27 protein-coding genes and 1 pseudogene are annotated in these 25,987 nt (G+C 61.5%); 5 read left to right on the top strand and 23 right to left on the bottom strand.

The annotated features are described in order from the left end of the window. Positions 1–13: 13 nt before the first annotated feature. The 9 genes from H1B27_RS00140 to H1B27_RS00100 form a co-directional block, all read right to left on the bottom strand. Positions 14–1,147: an LLM class flavin-dependent oxidoreductase gene (locus H1B27_RS00140; protein WP_197964515.1), complete on the bottom strand. Its 1,134-nt coding sequence runs from the start codon at positions 1,145–1,147 to the stop codon at positions 14–16. A gap of 168 nt (positions 1,148–1,315) precedes the next feature. Further along, the gene (locus H1B27_RS00135; RefSeq protein ID WP_197964514.1) at positions 1,316–2,101 is read right to left on the bottom strand and encodes a creatininase family protein; all 786 of its coding nucleotides are present in this window, start codon (positions 2,099–2,101) and stop codon (positions 1,316–1,318) included. Positions 2,102–2,105: 4 nt separating this feature from the next. Then, a complete protein-coding gene (locus H1B27_RS00130; RefSeq protein WP_197964697.1) occupies positions 2,106–2,870 on the bottom strand; it encodes an enoyl-CoA hydratase/isomerase family protein in 765 nt (254 codons plus the stop codon). A gap of 101 nt (positions 2,871–2,971) precedes the next feature. Continuing rightward, positions 2,972–3,691, bottom strand: coding sequence for an ABC transporter ATP-binding protein (locus H1B27_RS00125; protein ID WP_197964513.1), 720 nt, complete (start codon positions 3,689–3,691; stop codon positions 2,972–2,974). Then, on the bottom strand, positions 3,684–4,409 hold the full coding sequence (locus H1B27_RS00120) for an ABC transporter ATP-binding protein (protein ID WP_197964512.1): 726 nt from the start codon (positions 4,407–4,409) through the stop codon (positions 3,684–3,686). The genes H1B27_RS00125 and H1B27_RS00120 overlap by 8 nt, the downstream gene beginning before the upstream one ends. Continuing rightward, positions 4,406–5,437 carry a branched-chain amino acid ABC transporter permease gene (locus H1B27_RS00115; protein WP_311976903.1) on the bottom strand — a complete coding sequence of 344 codons (1,032 nt, stop codon included), beginning with the start codon at positions 5,435–5,437 and terminating at the stop codon, positions 4,406–4,408. Before H1B27_RS00115 ends, H1B27_RS00120 begins: the two co-directional genes overlap by 4 nt. Next, entirely contained in the window at positions 5,421–6,290 is an 870-nt protein-coding gene (locus H1B27_RS00110) for a branched-chain amino acid ABC transporter permease (RefSeq protein WP_197964511.1), read from the bottom strand. Before H1B27_RS00110 ends, H1B27_RS00115 begins: the two co-directional genes overlap by 17 nt. A gap of 114 nt (positions 6,291–6,404) precedes the next feature. Beyond that, positions 6,405–6,929: a flavin reductase family protein gene (locus H1B27_RS00105; RefSeq protein ID WP_197964510.1), complete on the bottom strand. Its 525-nt coding sequence runs from the start codon at positions 6,927–6,929 to the stop codon at positions 6,405–6,407. 90 nt (positions 6,930–7,019) lie between these two features. Further along, positions 7,020–7,364, bottom strand: coding sequence for a VOC family protein (locus tag H1B27_RS00100; protein ID WP_311976902.1), 345 nt, complete (start codon positions 7,362–7,364; stop codon positions 7,020–7,022). 635 nt (positions 7,365–7,999) lie between these two features. Between H1B27_RS00100 and H1B27_RS00095 the strand changes: the two genes are divergently transcribed. From H1B27_RS00095 to H1B27_RS00075, 5 genes and pseudogenes are all read left to right on the top strand, one after another. Next, the gene (locus H1B27_RS00095) at positions 8,000–8,623 is read left to right on the top strand and encodes an Lrp/AsnC family transcriptional regulator (protein WP_197964508.1); all 624 of its coding nucleotides are present in this window, start codon (positions 8,000–8,002) and stop codon (positions 8,621–8,623) included. Between the two features lie 142 nt (positions 8,624–8,765). Continuing rightward, positions 8,766–8,981 (top strand): annotated as a pseudogene (locus H1B27_RS00090) (3,4-dihydroxy-2-butanone-4-phosphate synthase); the annotation flags it as partial. A gap of 364 nt (positions 8,982–9,345) precedes the next feature. Then, complete coding sequence (locus H1B27_RS00085; RefSeq protein ID WP_197964695.1) at positions 9,346–10,074, top strand: LuxR family transcriptional regulator; 729 nt, start codon at positions 9,346–9,348, stop codon at positions 10,072–10,074. Positions 10,075–10,158: 84 nt separating this feature from the next. Further along, positions 10,159–10,791, top strand: a complete 633-nt coding sequence (locus tag H1B27_RS00080) for an acyl-homoserine-lactone synthase (protein ID WP_197964507.1) — start codon at positions 10,159–10,161, stop codon at positions 10,789–10,791. Positions 10,792–10,877: 86 nt separating this feature from the next. Continuing rightward, positions 10,878–11,837: a LysR family transcriptional regulator gene (locus H1B27_RS00075; protein WP_197964506.1), complete on the top strand. Its 960-nt coding sequence runs from the start codon at positions 10,878–10,880 to the stop codon at positions 11,835–11,837. Here the strand turns inward: H1B27_RS00075 and H1B27_RS00070 are convergent. The 14 genes from H1B27_RS00070 to H1B27_RS00005 all read right to left on the bottom strand — a co-directional run bounded on the left by H1B27_RS00070 (position 11,804) and on the right by H1B27_RS00005 (position 25,852). Continuing rightward, complete coding sequence (locus H1B27_RS00070; RefSeq protein WP_197964505.1) at positions 11,804–12,049, bottom strand: DUF2274 domain-containing protein; 246 nt, start codon at positions 12,047–12,049, stop codon at positions 11,804–11,806. The genes H1B27_RS00075 and H1B27_RS00070 overlap by 34 nt on opposite strands. 3 nt (positions 12,050–12,052) lie before the next feature. Beyond that, positions 12,053–13,261 (bottom strand): TraB/TrbI/VirB10 family type IV secretion system protein, encoded by a 1,209-nt coding sequence (locus H1B27_RS00065; RefSeq protein ID WP_197964504.1) that lies wholly within the window; start codon positions 13,259–13,261, stop codon positions 12,053–12,055. Then, positions 13,258–14,289 carry a P-type conjugative transfer protein TrbG gene (gene trbG, locus H1B27_RS00060; protein ID WP_197964503.1) on the bottom strand — a complete coding sequence of 344 codons (1,032 nt, stop codon included), beginning with the start codon at positions 14,287–14,289 and terminating at the stop codon, positions 13,258–13,260. The genes H1B27_RS00065 and trbG overlap by 4 nt, the downstream gene beginning before the upstream one ends. Next, positions 14,286–14,969, bottom strand: a complete 684-nt coding sequence (gene trbF, locus H1B27_RS00055; RefSeq protein ID WP_197964694.1) for a conjugal transfer protein TrbF — start codon at positions 14,967–14,969, stop codon at positions 14,286–14,288. Before trbF ends, trbG begins: the two co-directional genes overlap by 4 nt. A gap of 101 nt (positions 14,970–15,070) precedes the next feature. Beyond that, complete coding sequence (gene trbL, locus H1B27_RS00050; RefSeq protein WP_197964502.1) at positions 15,071–16,300, bottom strand: P-type conjugative transfer protein TrbL; 1,230 nt, start codon at positions 16,298–16,300, stop codon at positions 15,071–15,073. Continuing rightward, positions 16,297–16,656, bottom strand: a complete 360-nt coding sequence (gene trbK-alt / locus H1B27_RS00045; protein ID WP_197964501.1) for a putative entry exclusion protein TrbK-alt — start codon at positions 16,654–16,656, stop codon at positions 16,297–16,299. Before trbK-alt ends, trbL begins: the two co-directional genes overlap by 4 nt. Further along, on the bottom strand, positions 16,656–17,387 hold the full coding sequence (trbJ, locus tag H1B27_RS00040) for a P-type conjugative transfer protein TrbJ (protein WP_197964500.1): 732 nt from the start codon (positions 17,385–17,387) through the stop codon (positions 16,656–16,658). The genes trbK-alt and trbJ overlap by 1 nt, the downstream gene beginning before the upstream one ends. Beyond that, positions 17,384–19,825, bottom strand: coding sequence for a conjugal transfer protein TrbE (gene trbE / locus H1B27_RS00035; protein WP_197964499.1), 2,442 nt, complete (start codon positions 19,823–19,825; stop codon positions 17,384–17,386). Before trbE ends, trbJ begins: the two co-directional genes overlap by 4 nt. A 10-nt stretch (positions 19,826–19,835) precedes the next feature. Then, complete coding sequence (locus H1B27_RS00030; RefSeq protein WP_197964498.1) at positions 19,836–20,099, bottom strand: VirB3 family type IV secretion system protein; 264 nt, start codon at positions 20,097–20,099, stop codon at positions 19,836–19,838. Continuing rightward, positions 20,099–20,371 (bottom strand): TrbC/VirB2 family type IV secretion system protein, encoded by a 273-nt coding sequence (locus tag H1B27_RS00025; RefSeq protein ID WP_246515066.1) that lies wholly within the window; start codon positions 20,369–20,371, stop codon positions 20,099–20,101. The genes H1B27_RS00030 and H1B27_RS00025 overlap by 1 nt, the downstream gene beginning before the upstream one ends. A gap of 52 nt (positions 20,372–20,423) precedes the next feature. Continuing rightward, a complete protein-coding gene (gene trbB / locus H1B27_RS00020; RefSeq protein WP_197964496.1) occupies positions 20,424–21,338 on the bottom strand; it encodes a P-type conjugative transfer ATPase TrbB in 915 nt (304 codons plus the stop codon). 293 nt (positions 21,339–21,631) lie between these two features. Then, positions 21,632–22,057 carry a ribbon-helix-helix domain-containing protein gene (locus H1B27_RS00015; protein ID WP_197964495.1) on the bottom strand — a complete coding sequence of 142 codons (426 nt, stop codon included), beginning with the start codon at positions 22,055–22,057 and terminating at the stop codon, positions 21,632–21,634. A 6-nt stretch (positions 22,058–22,063) separates the two neighbouring features. Beyond that, positions 22,064–24,052 carry a conjugal transfer protein TraG gene (locus H1B27_RS00010; protein WP_197964494.1) on the bottom strand — a complete coding sequence of 663 codons (1,989 nt, stop codon included), beginning with the start codon at positions 24,050–24,052 and terminating at the stop codon, positions 22,064–22,066. 36 nt (positions 24,053–24,088) lie between these two features. Next, entirely contained in the window at positions 24,089–25,852 is a 1,764-nt protein-coding gene (locus H1B27_RS00005; protein WP_197964493.1) for a relaxase/mobilization nuclease domain-containing protein, read from the bottom strand. Positions 25,853–25,987: the final 135 nt, after the last annotated feature.

Below are 25,987 nucleotides of genomic sequence, written 5' to 3'. Positions count from 1 at the left end.
CTTCACCGCTGCATTACTTGTTCTGGGTCCGCATCAGCCGGATCTGCCCGAGGATCTCCTCGGTCGGCCGCACGACGTTGTTTCTGTCGTTGAAATGCGGGATGACGTAGCGACCGACCATGTCGATCGCCTCCATGATCTTTTCGTGCGGGACGGAGTCCATGTGCAGCAGCACCTCGTCGATCCCCATGGCCTCGAACTTCTCGATCTGACGAATGACCGTATCGGGGCTGCCGCACACCGTCGTGGCCGACTCGTTGACCAGATAGTCCCAGTCGTTGGCGGCACGCTGCATCGACGGCACGCTCTCTCCCATGTATTTGTAGTCGTCGGCAATCGCCGCGAGACGCGGATAGGCATCGGTCGAGATCTTGGCATAGTGCATCAGCGGGCCGGCATAATCCGCCTTGGCCTGCTCGTCCGTTTTCCCGATGCCGATGAACAGCGGAATGCCGATACGCGGACGCTGCAGCGGTCCCTCCTCGTCGCGCTTCCAGTTTTTTTTATAGGCGTCGATCAGCTTCTGCTGAGCGTCCCAGCCCTGATAGATGTTGCTGCTCATCACGGCGAAGCCCTGCGAGGCGGCCCAGACGTGACTGCGCTCGCTGGTCGCCGCGATCCCGATCACCGGATGCGGCTTCTGCAGCGGCTTCGGAACCAGCTGGCGCGGAGGGATCTGGTAGTACTTGCCGTCAAATGTGAAGATGTCCTGGCGCATCGCCGTTTTCAGCAGCGCCAGTCCTTCTTCCATCTGCGCCAGCGTTTCGTTCGGATCGACGTTGAACGCCCGCATCGCGATGGTGGTGTTGGCGCGGCCGCCGTAGAATTCCATGCGGCCGTTGGACAGGATGTCGGTCACCGCAAGCCGCTCGGCCGAGCGCAAGGCGTGATTGATGCGCTGCGGCATCAGCGTCACCGCGGCGCGCAGCTTGACGCGCGACGTCACCGCGGCCAGATAGCCGAACACCACTTCGGGCGCCGAGCTCGAGATCCCGCCCAGCGCCACGTGCTGCTCGGAGAGCGCGACACAGTCGAAGCCGACCTTCTCGGCCAGACGGACTTCGTCGACCAGTTCGTGAAGCCTGCGCGAGTAACTGTGGCCGACCTGGGTTTCCTGTTCGGACCAGAACCCAAACGTAAGTGCCATGTCTCAATCCTTTTAGCTTTCGAGATGGCACAGGGTTTCATAGGCGGGGCGATATTTTCGCCCGAAAGCCGCCTTGCGTAGTCAAGCTTTCCGAATTTTATGCTGTCAGTATTCGCAACATGGCAGACGCCGCGGAAGGCTTCGCCCGTGCAGCGGACGGGCTGACCGTCAACGGCGGGCGTCTCCGGCCTCGCTATCGAAGGTCTTGATCAGCAACTCGGCGACCGCCGTGAGGCACGCTTCGCCGATGTTGTGGCTCGAGCCGAACGGACTTCCGATCACGCCATTATGCGAAACCGATCGGATGCCGTTCTTCCACATCAGCTCAAGATCAGCCTCCGACAAGCCGCCAAGATGGCCCACCTCGAAGCGGTCCGGTCTGACGCTGTCGGGCCGAACGACCATCATCAGCGACGTCTCGGCGATATCGGCGTGGCCGCCGACGGCCGACACGTCTCCTCCGGCTTCGCGCACCGCATCGCGCCACGTGTCGATCCATTTCGTCGAGTCGACGAACGCCAGGATCGCAACATCCGAGGGGACGGCCTCGCGCAAGCGACCGAGCATGTCCTTCAGGACCGGAAAATTGCCGATATGGCCCGAGTGAATCAGGATGCGCTTGAAGCCGTGCCGCGCCAGGCTTGTGCAATAATCGACACAGATCGCTTCCAGCGTCTCCGGCCGTAGCGAGATCGTACCCGGGAATGGCAGATGGTGAGACGAGCAGCCGACCCTGATGGTCGGCGCCACCAGCGTGTTGCCGCGGCTCCGCGCGATCCGCTCGGCCAGAGCATCGGCATGATCCGCATCCATGCCCAAAGACAAATGCGGTCCATGCTGTTCGACGGCCCCCAGCGGGATCACCACCGTCGTGCACCCATCGGCCAGCGCCGCGGCGACTTCCTCGTGGCTCATCTGCTCCAGATAGATCTGATCGGGATATCCGCGCGCCATTGATTCAACCCTTGCTGTTCTTTGACAAGAACCTCGCACGCACGTTAATTGAACTCTCGGTTGTGACATAGGCGTCGAGGTCGGCCACGGTCATTTCTTCGAGCGTCTGATCGCTCATTTGCGCGGTGAGATTGAGCGATCGTTTGATGGCGTGGAACAGCTTGCGGTCTTTCTGCCGCAACGCGCCGCACACGTCTCGCGCACGGGACGCGACCTCCTCGGTCGCGACGATCTCGTTGACGGCGCCGATCGCCACGGCGCGCTCCGCGCCGACGAGCTCGCCCCAATACAGCAGCTCTTGTGCCGCCCGCACGCCGAGCTTCTCAACGGCCCGGCGCATGCCCTTGGTCACCGGCAGCAGGCCGTGGTTGATTTCCGGGAACCCGATCTTGCACGCCGCATCGGCCACGACGTAGTCCGCGTGCAGCAAAAACTCCAGGGCGCCTCCGACCGCATAGCCGCGGACAGCGCAGACGATCGGGGCCGGATAGTTCTCCATCGCCACGAGGAGTTCGTGGAAGAACCGGATGCGCGGCCTCGCGACATCGATCCCGACGACTTCCTTGATGTCGCCGCCTGCGCTGAAGAAGCGGTCGCCGCCTCCGGTGAGCACGATGCCGGGCGGATTCTCGTCGTCGGCAAAGCGCCGGATCGCCTCCAGCAACTCGACGATGAGCTGCGCATTCAGCGCATTGGCCGGCGGCCGGTTCATCGTGATCGTGACCAGGTCTTGATCACGCTCGATCAGGAGAGAAGTGGCAGTGTTCATAAGTAAGACCCAAGCGAGAGCGGCTGCAACAGCCGGGGAGCGGACCAAACGGCGGTGCGACGAGAGCGGCAACGCCCGACGCCTCGCCGAGACGGCGCACCTCACAATCCCAGATAGGCGCGCTGGACATCGGGGTTCTCGAGCAGATCGCGGCTCGATCCGTGCAACACCACGGAGCCGTTCTCGAGCACATAGCCGCGGCTGCTCAGCGCGAGCGACTTGGCGACATTCTGCTCGACGAGAAGGACCGTGATGCCCTGCTCGTTGAGGGATTTGACGACGCCGAACATTACGTCGGTCAGCGCCGGCGAAAGCCCGATCGACGGCTCGTCGAACATCACGATTTCTGGCCTCGACATGATCGCCCGACCGATCGCCAGCATCTGTTGCTCGCCGCCGGAGAGCGTGCCGGCGAGCTGGTCGCGGCGCTCGCGAAGTCGCCCGAACAGCTGATAGACGGAATCAAGCGTGTTTGCCCGGTCGTGCCTGGCCCGCTTCAGCGAGCCTCCGATCAGCAGATTGTCCTCGACAGAGAGCGCACCGAAGATCTGGCGGCCCTCGGCGACCTGAGCGATGCCCATTTCGCAGATGTCCCACGGCGGTCGCCGGGAGATATCGACTCCGTTGATCCTGACGGAACCGCCCGACGACGGCACGATCCCCGCGATTGATCGGATCAGAGAGGTCTTGCCGGCGCCGTTGGCGCCGACCACGCAGATCAGTTCACCCTTGCCGATGCGGAGCGACACGCCGTTCAGCGCATTGGAGCCGTCATAGGCCACGCACAGGTCGTCGATGGCGAGAAGCGCGTCGTCAGGCATGGAAGCCGGCTCCCAGATAACTTTCCAGCACCGCGGGATCCGCCACCACCTCTGACGGCTTGCCCTCGGCGATCTTGGCGCCGTGGTGAAGCACCACCACGGTCGACGCCACCTCCATCACGATCCGCATCACGTGCTCGACCAGCAGGATCGTCAGTCCGCCCTCGACGAGCCTGTGCAGCACGCCGACAACGCGGGCCGCTTCGGTCGGACGCAGCCCCGCCATCACTTCGTCGAGCAGCAGCAGCTTGGGGCGGGTCGAGAGCGCCTTCGCCATCTCCAGCATCTTGCGATCGGGCAACGTCAACTGATCCGTCCGGGCATTCGCCTTGCCGGCGAGCCCGACATTTTCGAGCGACTCATGCGCCTTGTCCCGCGCCTCCCTGACGTTCGTCGTCCAGCTGAAGGCGCCCACCATGGCATTCTCGAGCACCGACATATCTTTCATCGGCCGGACGATCTGGAAGGTGCGCGCAATGCCCATGCGGCACACCGCTTCGGGCGGCTCGCGCTCGAGCGAACGCCCCTCGAACAGCACCTGCCCGGCGGTCGGTCTCAGCGCCCCGGCGACGAGATTGAAGCAAGTGGTCTTGCCGGCGCCGTTCGGTCCGATCAGGGCGGTGATGCGGCCCGCCTGCAGTGAGAAGCTGACGTCATTGACCGCGACCAATCCAACGAACGCCTTGGTCAGGTTCTTCACTTCGAGCAGCGCGGTCATTCCTCGACCTTCCGCAGTTGTGGGATCCGGCCGCGCGCCGGCAGCTGGACCGCCCCGTAGAGCCGGACCATCGACGGCCAGATGCCGTCGGGCAGAAACCACACGACCAGGATCAGCACCGCCCCGTAGGCGACGCTGTTCAGTCCGGGAAGCCCCAGGGCATCGCCGAGAGCTCCCATGGCGTGATGCAGCGGGATTGCGGCCATCGAGCCGACCAGGGGGCCGAACGCCGTGCCCAATCCGCCGACCACGGGGCCGATCAGCACGTCGACCGAGATCGCCATGCCCATGATCGAATCCGGAAAGATCGCGCCCTGCACCAGGCCCAGCACGCCGCCGCCGACCGCGGCCGTCGCGGCCGATATCGAGACCACCAGCACCTTGTGGCGAAACGTCCGCACCCCCAGCGCGCGGGCGGCCTCGTCGTCATCCCGCATCGCCCGCCAGACATAGCCCCAATAGGACCGCGAGATCAGCTCCGTTCCCGCGACGCCGATGGCCGCAAGCGCGAGCGCGACGAAGTAGTAGAACCGCGCGTCACCGCGCAGCATCCCGAGGTCCATCGCGCCGCTCGGCGCCTGATAGAACAGGCCCTGCATGCCGCCGGCATAGTCCCACCCGCCGAACATGATCCGGGCGAATTCGGCGGCTGCGATCGTGAGCAGTGCGAAATAGATGCCACGAACCTCGAAGCGGAAGCTCAGCCACGCCAGCACCGCGCCGACGAAGCCCGCAATCACCGCGCCCAGCAGCAGACCGATCCACGGGGTGATGCCGTATTTGATGTTCAGGATCGCCACCGCATACGCACCGATTCCAACGAACAGCGCGTGACCGATGGAGAGCTGCCCGCCGATCCCGAGCATCAGGTTCCACGATTGTCCCATGAAGGTGAACAACAGGACGATCGTCAGAAGCGAGATGACGTAGGCGTTGGACATGCCACCCACCACGGCCAGGGCGGCGAAGACCAGAGCGCCGGCGCCCCAACGCTTGGTGTCGCTGGCTTGATCAGATGTCCTTTGCACCGAAAAACCCCCTCGGACGGAAAATCAGGATGATGATCAGGAGCGCGTAAGGGAGTGCTGTTTTCATCGACGGCGTGAACGTCAAGGCCGCGATCGCTTCGGCGACCCCGATCGTCAGGCCACCCAGAAGAGCGCCGCCGAAGCTGCCGAGACCGCCGACGATCACCGTCACGAAGGCCAGCAGCGTGAAGTCGACGGCGAGATAGGGCTGCGCATCGAACAGCGGCGAGATCAATGCGCCGGCGACGCCAGCGCAGGCCGTTCCGATGCCGAAGGTCACCGCATAGACCCGAGGGATATTCAGCCCGACCACCAGTCCGCCCAGTCGATTATTGGCGGCGCCCCGCAGCGATCGGCCGAATGCGGAGTACTTCAGATAGGCTCCCAGTGCGGCGATTAGCAGTCCGGCCGTAGCGGCCGCCTGGATGCGGGCCCAATCCAAGGTGAGCGGTCCCACGGTCACGGTCTGGAAGGACAGCTGAGACGCCGTCGGTCGCGGATCCGGACCGAACGACATCAGCAATACGCCGCTGAAAAACAGTGAGAGGCCGATGAAGACGATGAACTGATAGTGATGCGGCCGATTGACGAACCGCTTCACGACGAGCGTCTCCAGCAGATAGCCGAACACGAACATGACGACCGCGGCGATCGCGGCGGCTAAAGCGATCGGGACGTCCCAGATTCGAACGGTCCAGTATCCGATGTAGATCCCGAACACGACCATCTCGCCATGAGCGAAATTGACCACGCGCATGACGCCGAAGATGATCGTGAGACCGAGCGCGACGAGCCCGTAAACCAGCCCGATGAGCACCCCGCCGGCGATTACATTGAGCCAGAGCGACAGCATCAGCGACCGACCGCTGATGGATGCGCGATGTAAAGTCTTCGTCTTCCTTGCATGCTGATCGGTTCCATCTTGGCTGTAGCGGAAACGTAGCGGCGTCGGACGTCGTCCTGTGTTTCAGACTGCCTTTGGCGCGGCGAAGCATCCGTCGATGTAGACGAGCGACTCACATCCGGCTCTCGTCGCCTGAGCCACCACCTCTCCGGTGAAGATGGTGTGACTACTGTCGCTGTAAGCATTCACCACGCAGCAATCGAAGCTGCAGACCGCGCCGACCAAACTTGGTGCTCCGGTTTTGAGATCACACCACAATCCGTCGCCGAAGCGGATATCGCCCTTGCTGCCGTCCTGCCCGGAAAACTTGAGCGCCAGATCGCGATGTTCGACACCCAGAATATTCCAACAGAACGATCCACTGCTGAGAATGGTGTCGTGCGCACCGGCAGATCTATTGACGCAAACCAGCACGCTGGGCGGAGCAGTCGACAGCGAGCAGCCCGCTGTCAGTGTCAGACCATGGCGGTTCGGCGCCCGGCCTGTCGTGACGATCGACACGGTGCCCGGGACGTTGCGCATCGCAGCGCGGAATGCTGCGGCATCGAGTGGGCTCGGTTCGGGCAGCGGAGGTGTTGCGGACGACATGGCTACGACTCTTGGATTCATGGGATGGATGCGCCCTTTCTGTCGGGTTGTGAGTCCGGGCATGCAACGCTGCACCGGTGAACGCCTGAGCTATCCGGCTGCTTGATAGAACTGGATGACGTTGCCACCGGGATCCCGCACCTTCACCGCACGGCCGTGACTGGCCATGTCCCGAACCGCGCCGACTTGCGCGCCCAAGGCTGCGGCACGCTCCATGGCGGCCTCGAGGTTGTCGACATCGAAGACGAGAACCGCGTCCTTGAGTTGTTCCGACGCGGACTGCATCGGGTCGGCGACGCAGAACGCAGCCGCATCGCTCACGAACTGGATCCACTTGCCGGGATCAGCGAAGCGCACCTTCAGACCCAAGCCTTCGTAGAACCGGGCCAGGCTCCCAGGATCGTTCGCCGTCAGATAGACTTGCTTCAGTTTCACGCTCGACAATCCAACCGTCCGCCGCCCTAGTGCGATCGTGGATGAATAGTCGCTCGAGCCTCTCAGCATTACTGGTTGAACAACGCGTGTCACAGAAGCTTCATCAGCATTTTATGCTGCAGCGACTTGTCGGGTCGCGTGATCCAGATCTGCGTCCGGCCGATCTTTGCCATTTTCTGGTCATGGAGGGTGGGCTGTCGTTCCTGCCGAACCAATTGTTTCGCGCCACGCCGGCGGCGTGGTCAGCGACGTTAGACCACGGCCACACACGGCAAAAGGCGGTCGTACGAAACAGGGCCGCAGAGTTGCGGTGCTCGACACCGAAGCTTTGCTGCACATCCCTTCAAGTGACAGGGGGAGCCACTCGATGAAAGCGCCGGCCGTTACATCGTGTTTGATCCGTTGGATCAACATTGGCCTGCATATCGCATGTGCAAAAAATGTATCGAAATTAGGCAACCAACACTCTGATCGCAATGCACAATTCGAAGGTTGACGGTTTTTAGATACAAGTCGGCGATTTGTCGAAATCCCACAAGCGGAATTGCGGTTAGCGTTTACCACGCGATTGTCATCGCCCTGCAAACGATGGTGATAAGCGCCGCAAGAAGACTGCCAGATTTGGGAGACACGCGATGTCGACAACCTCTCTCGACAGAATAGATATCAAGATCCTCAACGAGCTCCAGCAGAATGCGAGCCTGACCAATGTCGAACTCGCTTCACGCGTCAATCTCTCGCCGTCGCCGTGTCTGGCTCGCGTCAGAACACTAGAAAAACTTGGCGTGATCGATCGACGGATCGCCCTTCTCGATCCCGCCGTGCTCGGCATCGGTGTAACGGCTTTCATCCAGATCAAGCTGGAAAAGCAGGTCCAGACGTCACTCGAGAGTTTCACCCGATCCATCGACCGGCTGGCCCAGGTGATGGAATGCTATCTGATGACGGGTGAGAGCGACTACATACTCCGCGTCATGGCGGCCGACATCGAAGATCTCGAAGACCTCATCGTCAACAAACTATCCCGCATCCCCGGTGTCAGCAGCATTCGATCAAATCTGGCCCTCAAGCGCATTTCGTACAAGACGGTGTTGCCGATCGACACCAATCGGCCGGTCACCGTGAAGGCTTGCGCCAACCCCTCGCGTTTTCTGGAGCGCTCTTCAAGACCCCGATACGACGCAGCTGGTCCTTTGCCGTCCAACGCGCCGATCGGGCTCGACACCAATTGTCCCAGCTACAGCGTGGAAAGACTATGAGGCGCCCCGTCATGGGCTCCGGCCGATTAGAAATAATGGTGAAATCAAGATCGGCACAGTGCTCAAGCGGCGCTCCGAGCCTGACAATCCGCACACGACGCAACGCCAGCACAGGTCAGCTCCAGCGAGCGGAGCGACCGAGATGACGACATCGATCGAAGCGGCCCTGCAGGCGTACGCCGGCGGCGAAATCGTTGTGGTCACCGACGACGACGATCGCGAGGGCGAAGGCGACCTCGTCGTCTCCGCCTCACGGTGTACGGCTGAGCAGATGGCCTTCATCATCCGCTGTACATCGGGAACCGTCTGCGCTCCGATTGCCCGCGAAAGCACGAGACGCCTGCGGCTTGCCCCGATAGACCAGGATATGGTCCAATTTAGATGTAAAGGTGAGCTAAACTGCATCAACAATGTTGTCAGGGGCCAAATTGTATCAATTTCCCCCGAGCCGATCTGTGGGCACGAACATCGAGCCCAGGTTGGGTCTGCTTATCCCGTCAGTCCTCTTCCTGGACTACGGCCATGAAAAGAGAACGTTTTGTGGTCACGCCGGCGGTGCAACTTCGATGCGCCCCTCAGCCATATTCGGCACGCGGTAACGGCCGCAAATTTCAAGAGTTTCAGGAAACCTGCTGAAACCGGTTCAACTAATCAACGAACCAGTCGTTCAGATCAGCTGCCGGAGCATAGAGCTGGTGGCTGAAGCCGTCACACTGTTTGCGATGCACCGCATATTTCAGAATTTCATCGATCTACTTGCGAGCGCGGATAGCGCGGTCGACTTCGCGCAGGCCATGACGGTGGCTGCCACTGGCCTTGAGTTGTCATGCTTCGCATACTTGGCACTTCCGAGCGAAGTACAGAGCAAGCCGCGTCTGATTTCAACATATCCAGAGAAATGGACCTCTCATTACCTCCGGAGTAGGTATGAGCTCGTAGATCCTGTCATCATTCAAGCTCTTCAGACGGCCGAGCCGTTCCAGTGGGGCATTGACATACAACCAAACCGAAGATCCGCCGTCCAACAACAGCTTCTCGATGAAGCGGCGGAGTTCGGAATTCGGGTCGGCTTTACTGTTCCTATTCACGACGGTCATGGCCCCGTCGCTGCTTTGACTTTTGCGGCGGCCAAACACAGTCACGCCTTCGAGATTTTCACCCATACACAGTCACGCTTACTTCAGCTCATGGCCATGTATTTCCATGCTCACGTTCGTCGCAAACTCACAAGTGAGCATCGATTCGCGGGGGTGCTCTTGTCGCCCCGTGAACTCGAATGTCTGGAATGGGCCTCACAAGGAAAAAGCGCTTGGGAGATTGGATGCATCCTCGGCATCTCGCGCAACACCGTCGCATACTATCTAGAGAACGCGAAGGAAAAGCTGGGTGTTCGGACTGTAGTGCAAGCGGCGACGCTCCTAGCGGCTGCGAGCAAAAGAAAGCAAAATTAGGACTTGCACCCCCTGCAGCTACAGGTAGTGAATCGAATCAAGAATTTCGCTTCAAAAGAGCTCCTGAACACTTTTGGAGGAACTATGATTCAACTGATCGCACCACACGCATATGGGGAGTTTTCCGGCACTCTGGTCGAAATGCATCGGTTGCGGCATCGTGTTTTCAAGCTCCGAATGGCGTGGGACGTTCAAACCAGCGGCGATATGGAGATGGATGATTTCGACGCACTGCATCCCTTCTACCTGACGCAAGTTTCCGAGAGCGGCCGCGTGCAAGGCTCTGTTCGTCTCCTGCCCTCTCTCGGGCCGACCATGCTTCGAGATACTTTCCCGGTCCTTCTTGAAAATCATCCTGCTCCCTCAACGCCACTTGTCTGGGAAAGCAGCAGATTCGCAATCGATGTTGCAGCCGATGCTCCCAAAGGAGATCACGGCATCACGCAAGCCGCATACGAGTTGTTCGCCGGAATGGTCGAGTTCGGGCTTTCACGGCAGCTCACAGATATTGTTACCGTCACTGATGTCCGGATGGAAAGAATCCTTCGGCGGGCCGGCTGGCCGTTGCGACGGATTGGTAGTCCCGCTACGATTGGCAATACCGTGGCCGTTGCGGGCTACCTTGCGATCTCGACCGAGATCCTAACCGGGCTGCGCAAGGCCGGAGGTCTTTCGACGCCAGTTCTCTGGACGCCGGTCATGTTTGCCGCCGCCTAGGAAGTCCCACACGCCGAGTGAGATAAAGGCCCTCTGCCTCGAGCGGAGAGTTCCCCCGTCTTGTGGTTTGCTATCGAGCTTTGAAGATGACAGAAACCGGGACCAGGAGCGATCGGCTGAGCGCAGCGAGAGCCATTGACCTGCAGCAGCTTCGCCTCGCTGTCTTCGCTTGTGACTGCGGCAGCTTTCGGCGGGCCGCAGAAGCGCTTTCGATCAAGCACAACGTTCTCAGCCGTTCTATTGGTCAACTTGAGTATTTGATCGGCGCTTCACTGTTTGAGCGCTCAAGCGGTGGAATCAGGCCTACGCTTGCCGGCCAAGCGGTTCTGCGAATTGCTCGGCTGATCCTTGAGCAGGTAGACGTACTCGTTGACACCGGGAGATCCGGTGGTCGCGGCGACACGGGCCATCTTGTCATTGGATTCTACACGTCCATGTCCACTGGCAATCTGCGAGCTACGATAGCTGAACTCAAAAAGTTACTCCCGCAACTTGAATTGGCAACGATGGAACGCTCTCGCTCCCGTCTGATGATCGCACTGCGTAACGGCACCGTCGATGTTGTCATCAGTCCAGGACGTCTGCCTTCAAAGGACACCAGGTCACTACTGCTATGGAGTGAGCGTGTCCTGATTAGCCTGCCCCAGGATCATTGCCTGGCAGCACGCGAGATCATCTACTGGACCGATTTGCGTAACGAGAAGATCCTCCTGAGCGAGTATGACCCAGGACGAGAGCTCGAGGATCTTCTGATCTCGAAGCTCGTACGCCACGACGACCGTCCCAAGGTGGAGCGCCACGATGTTAGCCGTGGCATCATCAAGAGCCTGACAAGTATGGGTATGGGGCTCAGTCTCGTAATGGAATCGGATATTGGTGCAAGCTTCGCTGGCCTCGTATATCGGGAGTTGCAGGACGGATCGGGACCAAGCCGGGTCGACTTCCATGCGCACTGGCGCGACGACAATGAGAATCCGGCTCTGAAGCGTTTCCTTGATCTGCTGGCAGAGCGCTATCCCTCACCCCCGCCGGCTCTCGGGGAATGACCGGCTCGCCTTGCCTTTGCAAATCCGCGGTCCGTGGCCATGAAGCGGGCCAGCATGGGCGCGATCAGCTTTGCCGGATCGATCCGCTGTCCGCTTTCGCGAGCCATCTCCTCTGCGTAGGCGACGAGATCCCGATGCACCGATGCTGGAAGCTCTGTAGTCACCTTCACCGGCCTCTCGTCAGGTAGCGCTCCTATTTTAAGCTTTGGCATCCCTTATCCTCCGTAAGGCGCAAGTATGAGGTCACGATTGACGACAACGCGGACTGGGAAGCCGGGTCGCACCGTCAGAGTGGGCTGGATGTTGAGGCTGCGCCGAACTACCTGCTGCCCAGTCTGGTTCAGTGAATCCGAGGCCCCGTGTCGCAATGCTTGGATAATTGCGCTATCGTTGCTGTTGGTGTCCGAACCAGCCCCCAGTTCGGTCCCGACAGCCAGAAACGTCGATAGTGCCGCAGCTTTGAACAGCTCACCCCAGTGATTATCAATCTGATCTTCGAGGCCTGCATACCCGGCAGCATCAGCGCCAGGCTGTCGCTCGAGAACGATAGAACGGCCATTCGGCATTATGAGGCGGGTCCAGACAAGCAGGACGCGAGACTGGCCGAAGGTGACCTGGCTATCGTATGTGCCGATCAAACGAGCTCCCTGAGGCACAAGCAGAAATCGGCCGGTCGGCGTATCAAAAACATTTTCGGTTACTTGGGCCGTAATCTGGCCTGGCAGGTCCGACCGGATTCCGGTGATCAGGGCGCCCGGAATAACTGTCCCAGCCTGCACGATATACGGTGAAGCCGGCCTGGTGATGCGGTCAGGGCTGACCGTGCGACGGTCGACAGAGGCGTTCACAAAGGCAAGCTTCCTGTTCTGGCCATTCTGAGTGAATCCATCGTCGCTGTTGCCAGGACCCGCTGGCATGATGCGGTCACTCCCTACAGCCGTGGTGGCAGGGGGGCGCGCATCTTGCCCCTTGGCCGAAGCGAACAGATGGCTGACACGAGCAGCTTCAGTTTCCTGGTCTCGTCGCTGTTGGTCCGGATCGGAGCCGCTCGGTGCCAGCTGGCCTTGAGCTGCAAGGATGGGCCGGCCAAGGTCGCCAGGAAGCGGCGGACCCAGCTGCGGGACGAATTGCCGTGCAGCGCCGGTGTAGTCCTTCGGCAGGGTCGTGATGCCATCGGCAACGTTGTGATGCTCGGTGCTATAGAGCTCGTCCGCCGCCTGTGATCGGGGATGCTCGCTCTGCAGTGACCACAACACGGCTCCGCTGATGACAAGCAACGCGAAGGCAGTTCCACCAGCTAAGACTTTCCGCGACAGCCGCGTCACACGTGAAGGCTCAGCCCTCAGCCGAAATCGCTCGGTTGGCTCGCCCGAGGGTGTTGCCGGAGCCGCATGCCCTTCATCATTTACGTTCAGGGTGTTCATGATGAGGACCTCCCGTCGGTCCTGACAATCCTGACCTTCTGCTGGCGCTCTCCGCCGAGGCGAAGCTCGGCGGCCGCAAAGAGCCGATCGACGATCAGCAAGTTGCCGTAAGCGCGATAGTTGACGAGTTCGGTCTTGCCGTCTCGGCCAATGACGAAGAGCGGAGGCATCTCGCCTTGCACGATGCCCTTAGGGAATTCGACATAGACCTTGCGGCCATCGTCATATGCGGCAAGCGGCCGCCAAGGAGGATTGTCGCCTTCAATCGAATAGCGCGCGATACGCTGCGCCGGATCTGGAAGAACCGGCTTTAGCGCAGCTGAACGCGATTGTTCGCGTACAGTTTCGGGATAGTACCAGGCAACGGATGGCATGTAGGGCCGCTCGCGGGAGCGGAGCTCGATCAGGTAGGTACGACGGTCGGTGTTTACGACGAGATTCGTCTCGATTGAAGCCCGCGTCGGCTTGACCAGGATATGCACGCGTCGGGTATCACCGCTCCCGCTCTCGGTATCGCCAACCACCCAGCGGACGGTATCGCCGGCCGCGATGGGGCCTGATCCCGTCAACTGTTCTCCTTCCTCGAGCGCAATGTCCGTGATCTGTCCGGGTGCAGCGTAAACCTGGTACAACGCGCCTGGGCTGTAGGCATAGATTTGCGCCGCGTTGAAATACCCCCGCTTGCGCGGTTCGACTCGGGCAGCGCTGTTTGCCGTCTCAACCCGGCTCACCGGTTCAGGCTCTTCTTTTCCTCCCGACTTGCCGCCGAGAGCCGGCTTCCAGAGTGGTGGAACGTGTAGGGGTCGCGATCTGTTGTCGAGCGGCACCGGCGACGACGGCAAGGGAGGAACTTCCGCGTCGAAGCTGATCTCGGGCGGAATGTAGGTCGCGCACCCACCGAGGGCCGATGAACAGATAAGAACGGGCAGAAGTGCTCGTTTCGCGATCACGAAGTGAGACAAAGCCGAATTGATCACGACGTGCAGAATGGGACCCTTCGAACGAACATCGGACGGCGTCTTGGTCACTGACTCAACTCCTTCGACCAGTTGATGGCGCGGACATAGACGCCAAGGGGATTTTTGCGCAGGCGCTCGGCGTCGTGCGGCGCCTCGATGACGACGGTGAGAATTGCGGTCCAACGCTCGGTCGAACTCAAGGAGCCGTTGTCGTAGGTGCGCTGGGTCCATGCGACCCGAAAGCTCTCCGAGGAGGCCCGAATGACGCTCGAGACCTCGACGGAAATCTGCGCCTTCCCCAACTTGGCAAAGGGATCATTGTTACGCGCATAGTCGTTGAGCGCGGCGGCGCCACGATCGGTCGTGAAATCGTATGCCCGGAGCCAGTTCTGGCGCAGGACAATCCCGTCCGCTGGCAAGCCTCTGACGTCTTCAATAAACCGAGCCAGATGGTAGGCGATCTGCGCATCAGTGGGCTGATAGTCGAAGTTGGCGGGCGCAGCCCTTTGGGCTTGGCCGAGGTGATCGACCTCGACCACCCAGGGAGTGATTGATCCTTGGTTCGATAGCCAAACAAGTCCGCCCGCAAGACCCGCGGACAGCAACAGGCAGCCAAACGCCATCAGGCGCCAGTTCTTCGCTTGCACGCGCGCCGATCCAATGCGTTCATCCCAAACCTGAGCTGCCTTTTGGTAAGGCGTGGTCGGCTCAGGCATTCGTCCGTAGTGAACTGACGGTCGTTTAAACATCAATATTTGCCCCTGAGATTCAGTGATCGATTTCAAGTCACGCGGTGTGCGGGTCTGAGGCGCTACCGCGAGGCGAATGGCCAGAGCGAAGCGGCTGCGTGTCAGCGCTCTCCATCGGACAAGTCGACGGAAGAACCGCTGCCACCGTGATCGCCTGACCGAACCGCGTGGCCGGCCGCCGATGCACCGTGCCGAATGGCCTCGGCACGTTTCATGCGCCGCGCCCAATTGGGTTGCCCTTCGGCCGAAGGGCTTGCGGCCTGCTCGCCTGCATGCCCACCTTTGCCGAGCGCAGCCGCCGCGCGGCGCAAAGGGCTCATGGCGGCCGAGCCCCCGGTCTCCGCGACGCCAGCAAGGCCTCCGGTTCGGGAGGCGGCGGACACTCCACTGAAGACCGCGCCGCCGCCGCGCGCGGCGCCTGCAATGGCACCGCCGGCGAGACCAGCACCAGCTGCGGCAAGTCCCGCGCCGGCAGCCACAACTCCGCCAGCGGCGAGTCCAGTACCGACAGCCGCCCCAGCGCCGAGTTGTGGTCCGCCGGACACCAGGCCGTTTGCGATTCCGGGACCGAAGATGCCGAGGCCCAGCAAAGAGAGCGCCGCAAGCACCAACGTCATCGCGTCTTCGATCGTCGGCTGCCCGCCAGCAAAGCCGGAGGTGAACTGCGAGAACAGGGTCGAGCCAATACCAACGATCACGGCCAGAACCAGGACCTTGATTCCGGAGGATATGACATTGCCCAGAACCCGCTCTGCCGCGAAGGCGGTCTTGCCAAACAAGCCAAAGGGAATGAGGACGAAGCCGGCCAACGTCGTCAGCTTAAATTCGATCAAGGTAACGAAGAGCTGGATCGCCAGGATGAAGAAGGCGAGCAGCACCACGACCCAGGCGAACAGGAGAACGACGATCTGAACAAAGTTCTCGAAGAAACTGATGTACCCCATCAGGTTGGAGATCGAATCAAGCAACGGTCGGCCGGCATCGAGTCCGACTTGAGCGATCCTGCCAGGCCGCAGGAAATCTGCCGTGGAGAGGCTAGTGCCGGACGCTTTCAACCCAAGTCCGGCGAAGCTCTCGAAAACGATCCGAGCAAGGCTATTCCAATTGCTAATCAGATAGGCAAAGACGCCGACGAAGAGCGTCTTCTTAACGAGGCGCGCGATGATGTCCTCGTCCGGTCCCCAAATCCAGAACAACGCGGCGAGCGTGATATCGATCGCTGCAAGGGTCGTTGCGAGATAGCCGACATCGCCACCTAGCAACCCAAAGCCGTTATCGATATAGCGCGTGAACGTTTCCAGGAACTGGTCGATGATCCCTGTACCGGTCATGGCTTGCTCGCCTCAGGTTTTGGATATCCTTGCGGGATCCGGCTCTGATCCTTTGGGACCGACGCTAGGCCTGCGGTGGATTCACCGTGGCCGGGAGCTGTGACACCATCTTTCTTGCCAAAGAACTGGCGCCGGCTTTCGGCCCAAACCTCCTTGCAATGATGATAACCTGCCGCTTCATCCGCAGTGATGCTGCGGCAGCGCGCGAGTTCAGCGCTGGTTGTGCCCGTCGTCTGCTCCGCCTTCTGTGGCGCGGGGTCGTTCCCACCACGAAGCTGAATTGTGCAGGCGGTAGCGACCAAGACGCCAATAGTCGAGAGCAGCGACAGCGCCTTGAATGCCCTTAGGTCGGTCATCAATGGAACATCCGCACGTCTTGGGATTGATAGCCTTGTCCGGGCGTCAAAAAACGCCGGAGCTGTTCCCGACCCTGATCCTGGGCGGAGGCGCGCTGCGCCGCTTCAAGGCTCTGCGCCCTGCCCTGTGCCGCCACGGCAGCGGTGAGATCGGCGAGTTGCTGTGCCTGGAGCGCGAGAATCTGGTTGCCGGCTTGCGTCGCCTGAAGAGCGCCACTGGCGCCTTGGCTTGATGTCACCAATGCGGACGTCTGGACGCGGTTGGTGTCGATATTTCCGACAACGCCAGCTTGGACGCGGAGTGCGTCCTGCAATGCGGCGACCGAGTTCTGCCATCTCGACTGCGCGTTTATGACCAACGCCTGGTTGGACTGGCTGCCTGTAGCCGGCGCGTAGCTGGTCGAGAATGCGCGATCGATCTGCTGGACGTCGTAGGCGATCCGCTGGGCCTGAGCCAGCAATTGCTGTGTTCGTTGGATCGACGATTGCAGTTGCTGGAGCGATGAATACGGCAAGCTCGCCAAATTCTTCGCCTGGTTGATCAACATCTGCGCCTCGTTCTGCAACGACGTGATCTGATTGTTGATCTGCTGCAGCTCACGGGCGGCAGTCAGGACGCTCTGGACGTAGTTGTTGGGATCGAAGACAATCCACTGCGCCCGCGCGGGCACCGTGAGGTCGAGCGTCAGCGCGACCACGCCAGCGGCCGCCAATAGGCCAAGACGCCTCATAGCGATTTCTCCAGATTGACGAGATTGGGGATCAGGTCGAGGGCCCAGGCGACGCCACGGTGCTGTAGCCAGGCCGGCACGAAGCCGTCAGGTCCATGTTCGGCGAGGAGTTGCGCTATGGCAGCCTGGTCTATCTTGGAAGAGGCTGCAGTGAATGCGAGCGCGACCTCACCAAGGCCAAGCTCGAACATGCGGTTGCCCCGGCTCGACTGGCAGTAGTAGTCGCGCTTTGGCGTCGCCCGGCTCAGAAGTTCGATTTGGCGATCGTTGAGTCCGAACCGGCGGTAGATGGCGGTGATCTGCGGTTCGATCGCCCGCTCGTTTGGCAGTAACAGACGAGTTGGGCAGCTTTCGATGATCGCCGGCGCGATCACGGACCCGTCTATATCCGAAAGCGATTGGGTGGCAAATATGACGGACGCATTCTTCTTGCGAAGCGTCTTCAGCCATTCCCGGAGCTGGCCGGCGAAGTCCTCGTCGTCGAGGGCAAGCCAGCCTTCATCGACAATGAGGAGTGTCGGTCTACCATCGAGACGATCCCCGATACGATGGAAGAGGTACGCCAGCACGGCCGGGGCAGCGCTCGTTCCGATCAAGCCTTCGGTCTCAAATGCCTGGACCGACGCCTCGCCGAGGCGCTCGAACTCTGCATCGAGCAAGCGTCCAGAGGGACCACCCAGGCAATAGGGTTGCAGGGCCCTTTTCAGGGAATTGGATTGCAGCAAGACCGAGAGGCCCGTGAGGGTGCGCTCCTCCCTCGGCGCCGAAGCAAGAGAGGTGAGCGCCGACCACAGATGATCCTTGACCTCCGGCGTGATCTCGACCTTTTCCCGCGCCAGGATCGCGCCAATCCATTCCGTGGCCCATCCGCGCTCGGCGGAATCGTCGATCCAAGCCAAAGGTTGCAGCGCGACAGGGTTCTCGTCCCCGTCAGACAGCGCACCGCCGAGATCATGCCAGTCGCCGCCCATGGCGAGCGCGGCCGCGCGGATCGAACCACCGAAATCGAACGCAAAGACCTGCGAGTTCGGGTAACGACGGAACTGTAGCGCCATCAGAGCTAGCAGGACCGACTTGCCGGCACCTGTCGGCCCTACCACGAGCGTGTGGCCGACGTCGCCGACGTGGAGGGAGAATCGGAATGGGGTCGATCCCTCGGTCTTCCCAAACAGGAGCGGCGGACCCTTGAAGTGCAAATCCCTCACCTCGCCGGCCCACACGGCCGACATCGGAATCATGTGGGCGAGGTTGAGGGTCGACACCGGTGGCTGCCGCACATTGGCGTACACATGGCCCGGCAAACCACCGAGCCAGGCTTCGACGGCATTCACCGTCTCGATCATGCAGGTGAAATCGCGGCCTTGAATGACCTTCTCGACGAGGCGGAGCTTTTCATCGGCGGCATTGGGATCAAGGTCCCAGACCGTGATGGTCGCAGTGACAAAGGCTTGTCCGATCTGATCGGACCCCAGTTCCTGCAACGCCGCGTCGGCATCGAGCGCCTTGTTGTGGGCGTCGGTATCGAGCAGGGTCGATGCCTCGTTGGTCATGACCTCCTTGAGAATGGCGCCGATGGATTTACGCTTGGCAAACCACTGCCGGCGAATCTTGGTGAGCAGCTTGGTGGCATCGGTCTTGTCGAGCATGATGGCACGGGTCGACCATCGATACGAAAACGCCAGGCGATTGAGGTCATCCAGAATCCCGGGCGTCGTCGCTCCCGGAAAGCCGACGATCGTCAGAACCCTCAAGTTGGCTGAGCCCAACACCGGCTCCAGCCCGCCGGTCAGCGGCTGATCGGCCAACAGCGCATCGATGTACATCGGAATTTCCGGCACGCGAACACGATGACGCTTGGTCGAGATCGTCGAGTGCAGGTAGGTCAGCGTGTCCTGATCATCGAGCCAGACGCATTCGGGCATGAACCCTTCAACGAGTTGAAGCACCCGGTTGGTCTGATCGATAAATCCGCGGAGAACCTCACGTGCGTCTGCTTCAACGGTGCGATCCCGGCCCTCATAGAGAAGTCGTTCTACCTTGGCAGCCCCCTCCTCCGGTGGCAAATAGAGGAAGGTCAGGAAATAACTCGACTCATAGTGGGTGCCCGCCTCTTCAAACTGAGCCCTGCGTTCCGCGTCAACCAGCGCAGACGCGACATCCGGAAAGGAGTTAGGCGGGTAGGTCCCTGCAAAATGACGCTGCGCCTCGACGAATACGGCCCAGCCTGATCCCAGGCGACGCAAGGCGTTGTTCAAGCGGCCGGCGACGGCGACGAGTTCAGCCGGCACGGCGCTGTCGAGGTCGGGTCCCCGGAACTTTGCCGTCCGCTGGAACGAGCCGTCCTTGTTCAGGATGATTCCCTCGTCGACCAGGGCTGCCCAAGGCAGGAAGTCGGCGAGCCGCGCGTTGGAATGGCGATATTCGGCAAGGTTCATCATGACCGAGAGCTCAGCTGTTGAGATGACCGGGGATGCGCAGATGTCGGCGCACCACATCGACAAAGGCGGGGTCGCGCTTGGCGGCCCAGACGGCGGCCATGTGGCCGATCAGCCAGAGGACCAGACCCGCGATCCAGAGCCGCAGCCCCAGACCCAGGGCTGCCGCAAGCGTGCCGTTGACGATCGCAACCGATCGTGGCGCACCACCCATCAGGATGGGCTCGGTGAGCGCGCGATGAACGGGCACGACAAAGCCTGTGACAGGTTCATCCATCAAATCACCACGCCGCCGCCGAACGAGAAGAACGACAGGAAGAAGCTTGAGGCCGCAAACGCGATCGACAGACCGAACACGATCTGGATCAGCCTGCGGAAACCGCCGGAGGAATCCCCGAATGCGAGCGTGAGCCCGGTCACGATGATGATGATAACGGCGATGATCTTGGCGACCGGTCCTTCAACCGATTGCAGGATCTGATTGAGCGGCTGCTCCCACGGCATGTTCGAGCCAGCTGCCCATGCCGGCGCCGCTCCCAAAACAACCATGGCGAACACGGCCAACGACGTACCGGGAAGAAAGCGAAATTGCTGACGCATGTCAGTCTCCTGCTGTTGAAAGGCTGTAGTCGCCGGTGGCACCCAGCCCTGAAACGACGGCGAGCTCAGCGAGGCGGCGGTCAGCGCCGCGCCCCACCAGCACGGCGACGAGGTCAATGGTCTCGGCGATCAGGGCGCGCGGAACCGTGATGACGGCTTCCTGAATGAGTTGCTCGAGCCGCCGCAGCGCGCCGAGCGCAGTCCCAGCATGGATGGTACCGATGCCGCCGGGATGACCGGTGCCCCAGGCCTTGAGGAGATCGAGTGCTTCGCCACCTCGGACCTCGCCGATCGGGATGCGGTCAGGACGCAGTCGGAGGGACGAGCGGACGAGATCCGACAGCGTCGCCACACCATCCTTGGTCCGCAGCGCAACCAGATTGGGCGCCCTGCACTGAAGCTCGCGCGCATCTTCGATCAGCACGACGCGATCGGAGGTCTTCGCCACCTCGGCCAGAAGTGCGTTCGTCAACGTGGTCTTGCCCGTTGATGTCCCGCCAGCGACAAGGATGTTCTTCCGGGCGGCGACCGCGTTCTGCAGGGTCTTGGCCTCGTCCGAGGTCATGATGCGCCTGGCGACGTAGTCGTCGAGCGTAAACACGGCCACGGCGGGCTTGCGGATAGCAAAGGCCGGTGCTGCAACGACCGGGGGCAAGAGACCTTCAAAGCGCTCGCCTGTCCCGGGCAGTTCGGCTGAAACCCGTGGTGCGCCGGCGTGCACCTCGGCGCCCACATGATGCGCAACCAGGCGAACAATGCGTTCGCCATCCGCGGCCGACAGAGTTTCGCCTGTGTCGATCAAGCCATTCGACAACCGGTCGATCCACAGCCGCCCATCGGGATTGAGCATCACCTCGATGATCGCTTCGTCTTCGAGGTAGCCGGCAATCGCAGAGCCGAGCGCGCTACGCAGCATTCGCGCACCGCGCGAACTCGCCTCCGATTGAATGGAATGAATTGCCACCGTCCGCCCCCACCGACTGAGAGCGTCCACAGACGGGCCCTCAGATGGGGATGATTAAGAAAGGCACCAACGCACTTGGTGCAACAATGGCTTTCAGTCGTCGTAGATTAGCGTAGAAAAAGAAAGACAAAGAACTGGTCTCTGAGGCTTACTCAATCGCAAAGCGAGTTAGTGCTCACCAGTCAGCATGATCACCCGCGGGTTTGAGGACCCGAGGAATTCTCATATGTATCCAGGACGTTCCGTCAGGATTCGTCGATCGGTTCCTGACGGCGGATATCTTCCGGGATCTCACGGAGAAAGCTTTGCCCCTTTTGCAACCGGCGCCCGAGTGCCTCGACAAATCCTTCAAACCGCTCTCGGCCCTTTGCCTGCGCGGCCGCCTGCGCATCGTTGGGCAGCGGCGGCGTAATCGTCAGCCAGAAGCGAATGAAGAGAGCCAAGGTTTCGGCCGTCAAGCCCACGTCGCGCTCCAACCTCTGCATCTGGCGCGACAGCCGATCAAGCCGACGGGTGAACGCTGCCTCCCGCCTGTCCGCACCATCCGGCGACAGAAACGAGGCGACAGCCGCTTCCACAATCGCAGACCGGGAAAGCTTCTTGCGATCGGCGAGCTCCGAGATCTGTTTCAGCAGCTCTGGCGGAAAATAGACGTTCATCCGGTCGCGCATAACGCCTCAGAGCTCCATACCGTCATTCGGGTCCAGGGCAGCCTGACGGGCGACACCGCGCATCTGCTGGCGTATGAGCCGGGACTGGCGGACCGCGTCCTCGTCGTCGTCAAGAACGGCGGCAAATTCCTCGGCCGGCGTTGGTTCGGTCGTTTCCTTGGCGATCGCAACGTGATCGGGGAGCTCGGGCTCACGACGGAGCCCGCTGTTCGCCGTGTCTTCCTTGACCTCCGCGGCTCGGTCAGTTGGACCTGCTGTCAGCTTCAACGGTCCGAGCGCTGACCATCCGTCCGTTCGCGATGACCGGCCGGCGCTCGCCGGATCGGGCGGCGGCAGTACCCGCTCGGTGAATCGCCGATCCTCGTAGTAGCGAGCTTTCTTGGCTCTGATCGGCGGCGCGCCCGCCACCATGACAATCTCGTCCATCGGTGGAAGCTGCATGACCTCGCCGGGCGTCAGCAGCGGCCTTGCCGTCTCCTGGCGTGAGACCATGAGGTGACCTAGCCAGGGGTTCAACCTGTGCCCCGCGTAGTTCTTCATCGCCCGCATTTCCGTCGCCGTGCCCAGCGCGTCCGACACCCGCTTGGCCGTTCTCTCGTCGTTGGTCGCGAAGCTGACGCGCACGTGACAGTTGTCGAGGATGGCGTTGTTGGGCCCGTAGGCCTTTTCGATCTGATTGAGCGACTGAGCGATCAGAAAACTCTTGATGCCGTATCCCGCCATGAAGGCGAGCGCGGACTCGAAGAAATCAAGCCGCCCGAGTGCTGGGAACTCGTCAAGCATCATCAGGACTCGATGCCGGCGGTCGCCAGCGTGCAGGTCCTCGGTTAAGCGACGACCAATCTGATTCAGCACGAGACGAATTAGCGGCTTCGTCCGTGAAATGTCCGAGGGAGGCACCACAAGATACAACGTCGTAGGGTGGCTATCTGCGATCAAGTCGGCGATCCGCCAGTCACAGCGTCGGGTCACCTGGGCCACGACGGGATCCCGGTAGAGCCCGAGGAACGACATCGCCGTGGACAGGACGCCGGAGCGTTCATTCTCGGACTTGTTGAGAAGTTCGCGCGCGGTCGAGGCGACCACCGGATGAGCACCCTGTTCACCGAGATGCGGTGTGGTCATCATCGCCTTCAGCGCCGCCTCGATCGGCCGCTTCGGGTCGGACAGAAAGGCGGCCACGCCCGCCAAGGTCTTGTCCGCCTCGGCATAGAGGACGTGGAGGATGGCGCCGACCAGGAGCGAATGACTGGTCTTCTCCCAATGGTTCCGCTTGTCGAGCGAGCCTTCGGGATCGACCAGGACGTCGGCCACGTTCTGGACGTCGCGGACTTCCCACTCCCCGCGCCGGACCTCGAGCAGCGGGTTATAGGCCGAAGACTTCGGATTGGTCGGGTCGAACAACAGCACCCGGCCATGTCGCGAGCGAAAGCCAGCGGTCAATTGCCAGTTCTCGCCCTTGATGTCGTGGACGATGGCTGAACCTGGCCAAGCCAACAGCGAGGGCACAACGAGCCCAACACCCTTGCCCGACCGGGTTGGCGCGAAACACAGCACATGCTCCGGTCCATCATGGCGAAGGTAGTCGCCGTCGAGCTTGCCGAGCACCACCCCATCGGGACCAACAAGCCCGGCGGCCTTCACCTCCCCAAGATCGGCCCAGCGCGCCGAACCATAGGTCTCGACATTCTTGGCTTCACGCGCGCGCCACACCGACATGCCGATTGCCACCGCGATCGAAACGAAGGTCCCGGACGCCGCGATGAAGGCGCCCTCGACAAAGACCTGAGGCGCATAGGCATCGTAGACGAACCACCACCAGAAGAAGACCGGCGGATAATAGATCTTGAGGCCCAACAGTTCGAACCAGGGTCGCCCAAGCTCCGGTTGATAGGCGAGCCGCCACGCCGTCCACTCGGTTGCTCCCCAGATGGCCAGCAAGACGATCAGGCCGACAACGATCACCTGTCCCCAGAGTATCTTGGTTCCGGACATTCCGAGCGTCCTTCCGCAACTGAATTGGCGAGATTACTAGAGGCCGAGGTCGCGCTTCCGACCAAAACTCCATTCGATGCCACCGCCGTCCTTCATGACACCGGTGACGTGTTGGCCGAACCTCTTTTCGAGGTCTCGCGACCAGGGCACGAGCTGGAAGCCGAGCCCGTTGTCGATCACGGCAAACCGACCCGAGGTCAGCGACAGCCGCTGGCGATATGTGCCGGCCACGTGCTCCCCGGAGACGGCATTCACGCGAGGCAGGCCGGTGTCAGCCGAGACCTTTGCTGCCACCTCGTCCAGTTCACGTCTGCGCAACGTGTCCAGGAGATCGCGCTGCAGGATGATGCGTTGGCCGTGCCGCCGCGCCAGGCCCTCCTGGATCAGATGCTCGGTTCGGGCTTCCATGGCGTCGCGGGCCTCGCGGCCGAAGCCGCCTATGGCGAGCGGCATGGGGTCGCGTTCGACCAGCCTGTGATCGAGCCAAGTCGCGCCCTTCGCGGTGACTTGCTCGGCAAGATCGAGATCGGAGCGGATCGCCAGCACCATGGTTGGCCGCGGATCGCTGGCTTGAGCGAAGCGTCGGACTTCGACGATGCCGCCGGCCGGCGGAGCATGTTCGAAAGCCTCGAGCCCTCGAAAGCGCACATGGTGCGCCCGTCCGTCTGTTCCGTCGATCAGAGCGTAGGCCTCGCCGGTCAGTTCGTCATGCAGTCCCCGGTCGACCAGTCGTCCGACAAGCTGAGATGTCGGCTGGCCGCCCTCGATGACGAAATCAGCAACGCCGCGCGCTTCCCCACGCTCGCTAAAGGCGCGGTGCATGGTCTTGATGATGTCGCCGCGCATGCCGAGGTCGCGCAAGCTGCGCTCGGCCTCGAGCCCGACCATCCATTCCCCTGGTGCGGCGGATGCGGCAAGGCCCATCTTCTCCAGGTGTTGAAGGCGACCGACCATCAGGCGCCGGATCTCGGGGTCGGACTTGCCGGGATTCTCCGGGCGAAGATCGATCGAGCCAGTTTCATCTGCCACGAGCCGGATTTCCCGATCGAGCCGCGTCCATCGTTCCGCCGTGACTTCCCTCTCCAGCGAATTGCGGATCTCGTGCTCCGGCTTTGGACCGAGTTCAATGGCGACCAGTTCTTCGGCGCGTGAGCGCAGGCCCTGGCTGATGTAGTCGCGGGAGATCACGAGATCCGCCCCTTCCTCATCTACTCCCCGAACGAGAAGATGGACGTGAGGGTTGTCGGTATTCCAATGATCGACAGCCACCCAATCGAGCCGCGTGCCGAGATCGGTCTCCATCTGCCTGGCGAGATCGCGGGTGAAGGCCTTGAGATCGGTCATGTCGCTGGCATCCTCAGGCGAGACGATGAACCTGAAATGATGCCGGTCGTCCTTGCACCGTTCCGCGAAAGCCGCGCTGTCGGCGTGGTCGCTCCCGGCATCGAACATCTCGGCCCGCTCACCAGTCCGGGTCACGCCGTCGCGCTTCAGATATGAGATGTGGGCGGTCATTGGCGCCGAACGGAAGGCTCGCCCTTTGTGCCGGACCACGCGCGCCTTCACCACGGCGCGCCGCGTCTGGCTAAACAACCGGCTGCGGCTAAAGGCGAGGCGCCCGCGGCCAAACGTGGATCGCCCATAGGCCGCCGAACACCTGCCAGCCGCAGCGTGCCCCGAGGTGTGTCCCGCTTTCTTCGCCGCCCGCAGCACCTGGTTGATGAAGCTCTTCGGCTTCGGCGCGCGGGTAGTGCGGATGCGTCCAGGCCGAATACGTAGATCGCTGTCGCCCACGCTCACGGCAGGGTCTCGCAACGATCCAAAGCGTACACGGTGCCGAAAATGCCCTTGATTGCATTAATCAAAATGCAAGGCGCGGCACGCGCCCCGACCGACTGGCACGCCAGAACCCAAGCCATGCCAATGGCTTGCGGT

Source organism: Bradyrhizobium diversitatis, assembly GCF_016031635.1.
GTDB classification, from domain to species: domain Bacteria; phylum Pseudomonadota; class Alphaproteobacteria; order Rhizobiales; family Xanthobacteraceae; genus Bradyrhizobium; species Bradyrhizobium diversitatis.
The sequence above is the reverse complement of the archived record's forward strand: the minus strand, read 5'-3'. Positions and strand labels throughout refer to the sequence as shown.

What these genes read in the sequence shown, in the direction of transcription:
- H1B27_RS00140 (WP_197964515.1), bottom strand. Translation starts at nt 1,147, where the DNA reads ATGGCACTTACGTTTGGGTTCTGGTCCGAACAGGAAACCCAGGTCGGC.
- H1B27_RS00135 (WP_197964514.1), bottom strand. Translation starts at nt 2,101, where the DNA reads ATGGCGCGCGGATATCCCGATCAGATCTATCTGGAGCAGATGAGCCAC.
- H1B27_RS00130 (WP_197964697.1), bottom strand. Translation starts at nt 2,870, where the DNA reads ATGAACACTGCCACTTCTCTCCTGATCGAGCGTGATCAAGACCTGGTC.
- H1B27_RS00125 (WP_197964513.1), bottom strand. Translation starts at nt 3,691, where the DNA reads ATGCCTGACGACGCGCTTCTCGCCATCGACGACCTGTGCGTGGCCTAT.
- H1B27_RS00120 (WP_197964512.1), bottom strand. Translation starts at nt 4,409, where the DNA reads ATGACCGCGCTGCTCGAAGTGAAGAACCTGACCAAGGCGTTCGTTGGA.
- H1B27_RS00110 (WP_197964511.1), bottom strand. Translation starts at nt 6,290, where the DNA reads ATGCTGTCGCTCTGGCTCAATGTAATCGCCGGCGGGGTGCTCATCGGG.
- H1B27_RS00105 (WP_197964510.1), bottom strand. Translation starts at nt 6,929, where the DNA reads ATGTCGTCCGCAACACCTCCGCTGCCCGAACCGAGCCCACTCGATGCC.
- H1B27_RS00095 (WP_197964508.1), top strand. Translation starts at nt 8,000, where the DNA reads ATGTCGACAACCTCTCTCGACAGAATAGATATCAAGATCCTCAACGAG.
- H1B27_RS00085 (WP_197964695.1), top strand. Translation starts at nt 9,346, where the DNA reads ATGCACCGCATATTTCAGAATTTCATCGATCTACTTGCGAGCGCGGAT.
- H1B27_RS00080 (WP_197964507.1), top strand. Translation starts at nt 10,159, where the DNA reads ATGATTCAACTGATCGCACCACACGCATATGGGGAGTTTTCCGGCACT.
- H1B27_RS00075 (WP_197964506.1), top strand. Translation starts at nt 10,878, where the DNA reads ATGACAGAAACCGGGACCAGGAGCGATCGGCTGAGCGCAGCGAGAGCC.
- H1B27_RS00070 (WP_197964505.1), bottom strand. Translation starts at nt 12,049, where the DNA reads ATGCCAAAGCTTAAAATAGGAGCGCTACCTGACGAGAGGCCGGTGAAG.
- H1B27_RS00065 (WP_197964504.1), bottom strand. Translation starts at nt 13,261, where the DNA reads ATGAACACCCTGAACGTAAATGATGAAGGGCATGCGGCTCCGGCAACA.
- trbF (WP_197964694.1), bottom strand. Translation starts at nt 14,969, where the DNA reads ATGTTTAAACGACCGTCAGTTCACTACGGACGAATGCCTGAGCCGACC.
- trbL (WP_197964502.1), bottom strand. Translation starts at nt 16,300, where the DNA reads ATGACCGGTACAGGGATCATCGACCAGTTCCTGGAAACGTTCACGCGC.
- trbK-alt (WP_197964501.1), bottom strand. Translation starts at nt 16,656, where the DNA reads ATGACCGACCTAAGGGCATTCAAGGCGCTGTCGCTGCTCTCGACTATT.
- trbJ (WP_197964500.1), bottom strand. Translation starts at nt 17,387, where the DNA reads ATGAGGCGTCTTGGCCTATTGGCGGCCGCTGGCGTGGTCGCGCTGACG.
- trbE (WP_197964499.1), bottom strand. Translation starts at nt 19,825, where the DNA reads ATGATGAACCTTGCCGAATATCGCCATTCCAACGCGCGGCTCGCCGAC.
- H1B27_RS00030 (WP_197964498.1), bottom strand. Translation starts at nt 20,099, where the DNA reads ATGGATGAACCTGTCACAGGCTTTGTCGTGCCCGTTCATCGCGCGCTC.
- H1B27_RS00025 (WP_246515066.1), bottom strand. Translation starts at nt 20,371, where the DNA reads ATGGTTGTTTTGGGAGCGGCGCCGGCATGGGCAGCTGGCTCGAACATG.
- trbB (WP_197964496.1), bottom strand. Translation starts at nt 21,338, where the DNA reads ATGCTGCGTAGCGCGCTCGGCTCTGCGATTGCCGGCTACCTCGAAGAC.
- H1B27_RS00015 (WP_197964495.1), bottom strand. Translation starts at nt 22,057, where the DNA reads ATGCGCGACCGGATGAACGTCTATTTTCCGCCAGAGCTGCTGAAACAG.
- H1B27_RS00010 (WP_197964494.1), bottom strand. Translation starts at nt 24,052, where the DNA reads ATGTCCGGAACCAAGATACTCTGGGGACAGGTGATCGTTGTCGGCCTG.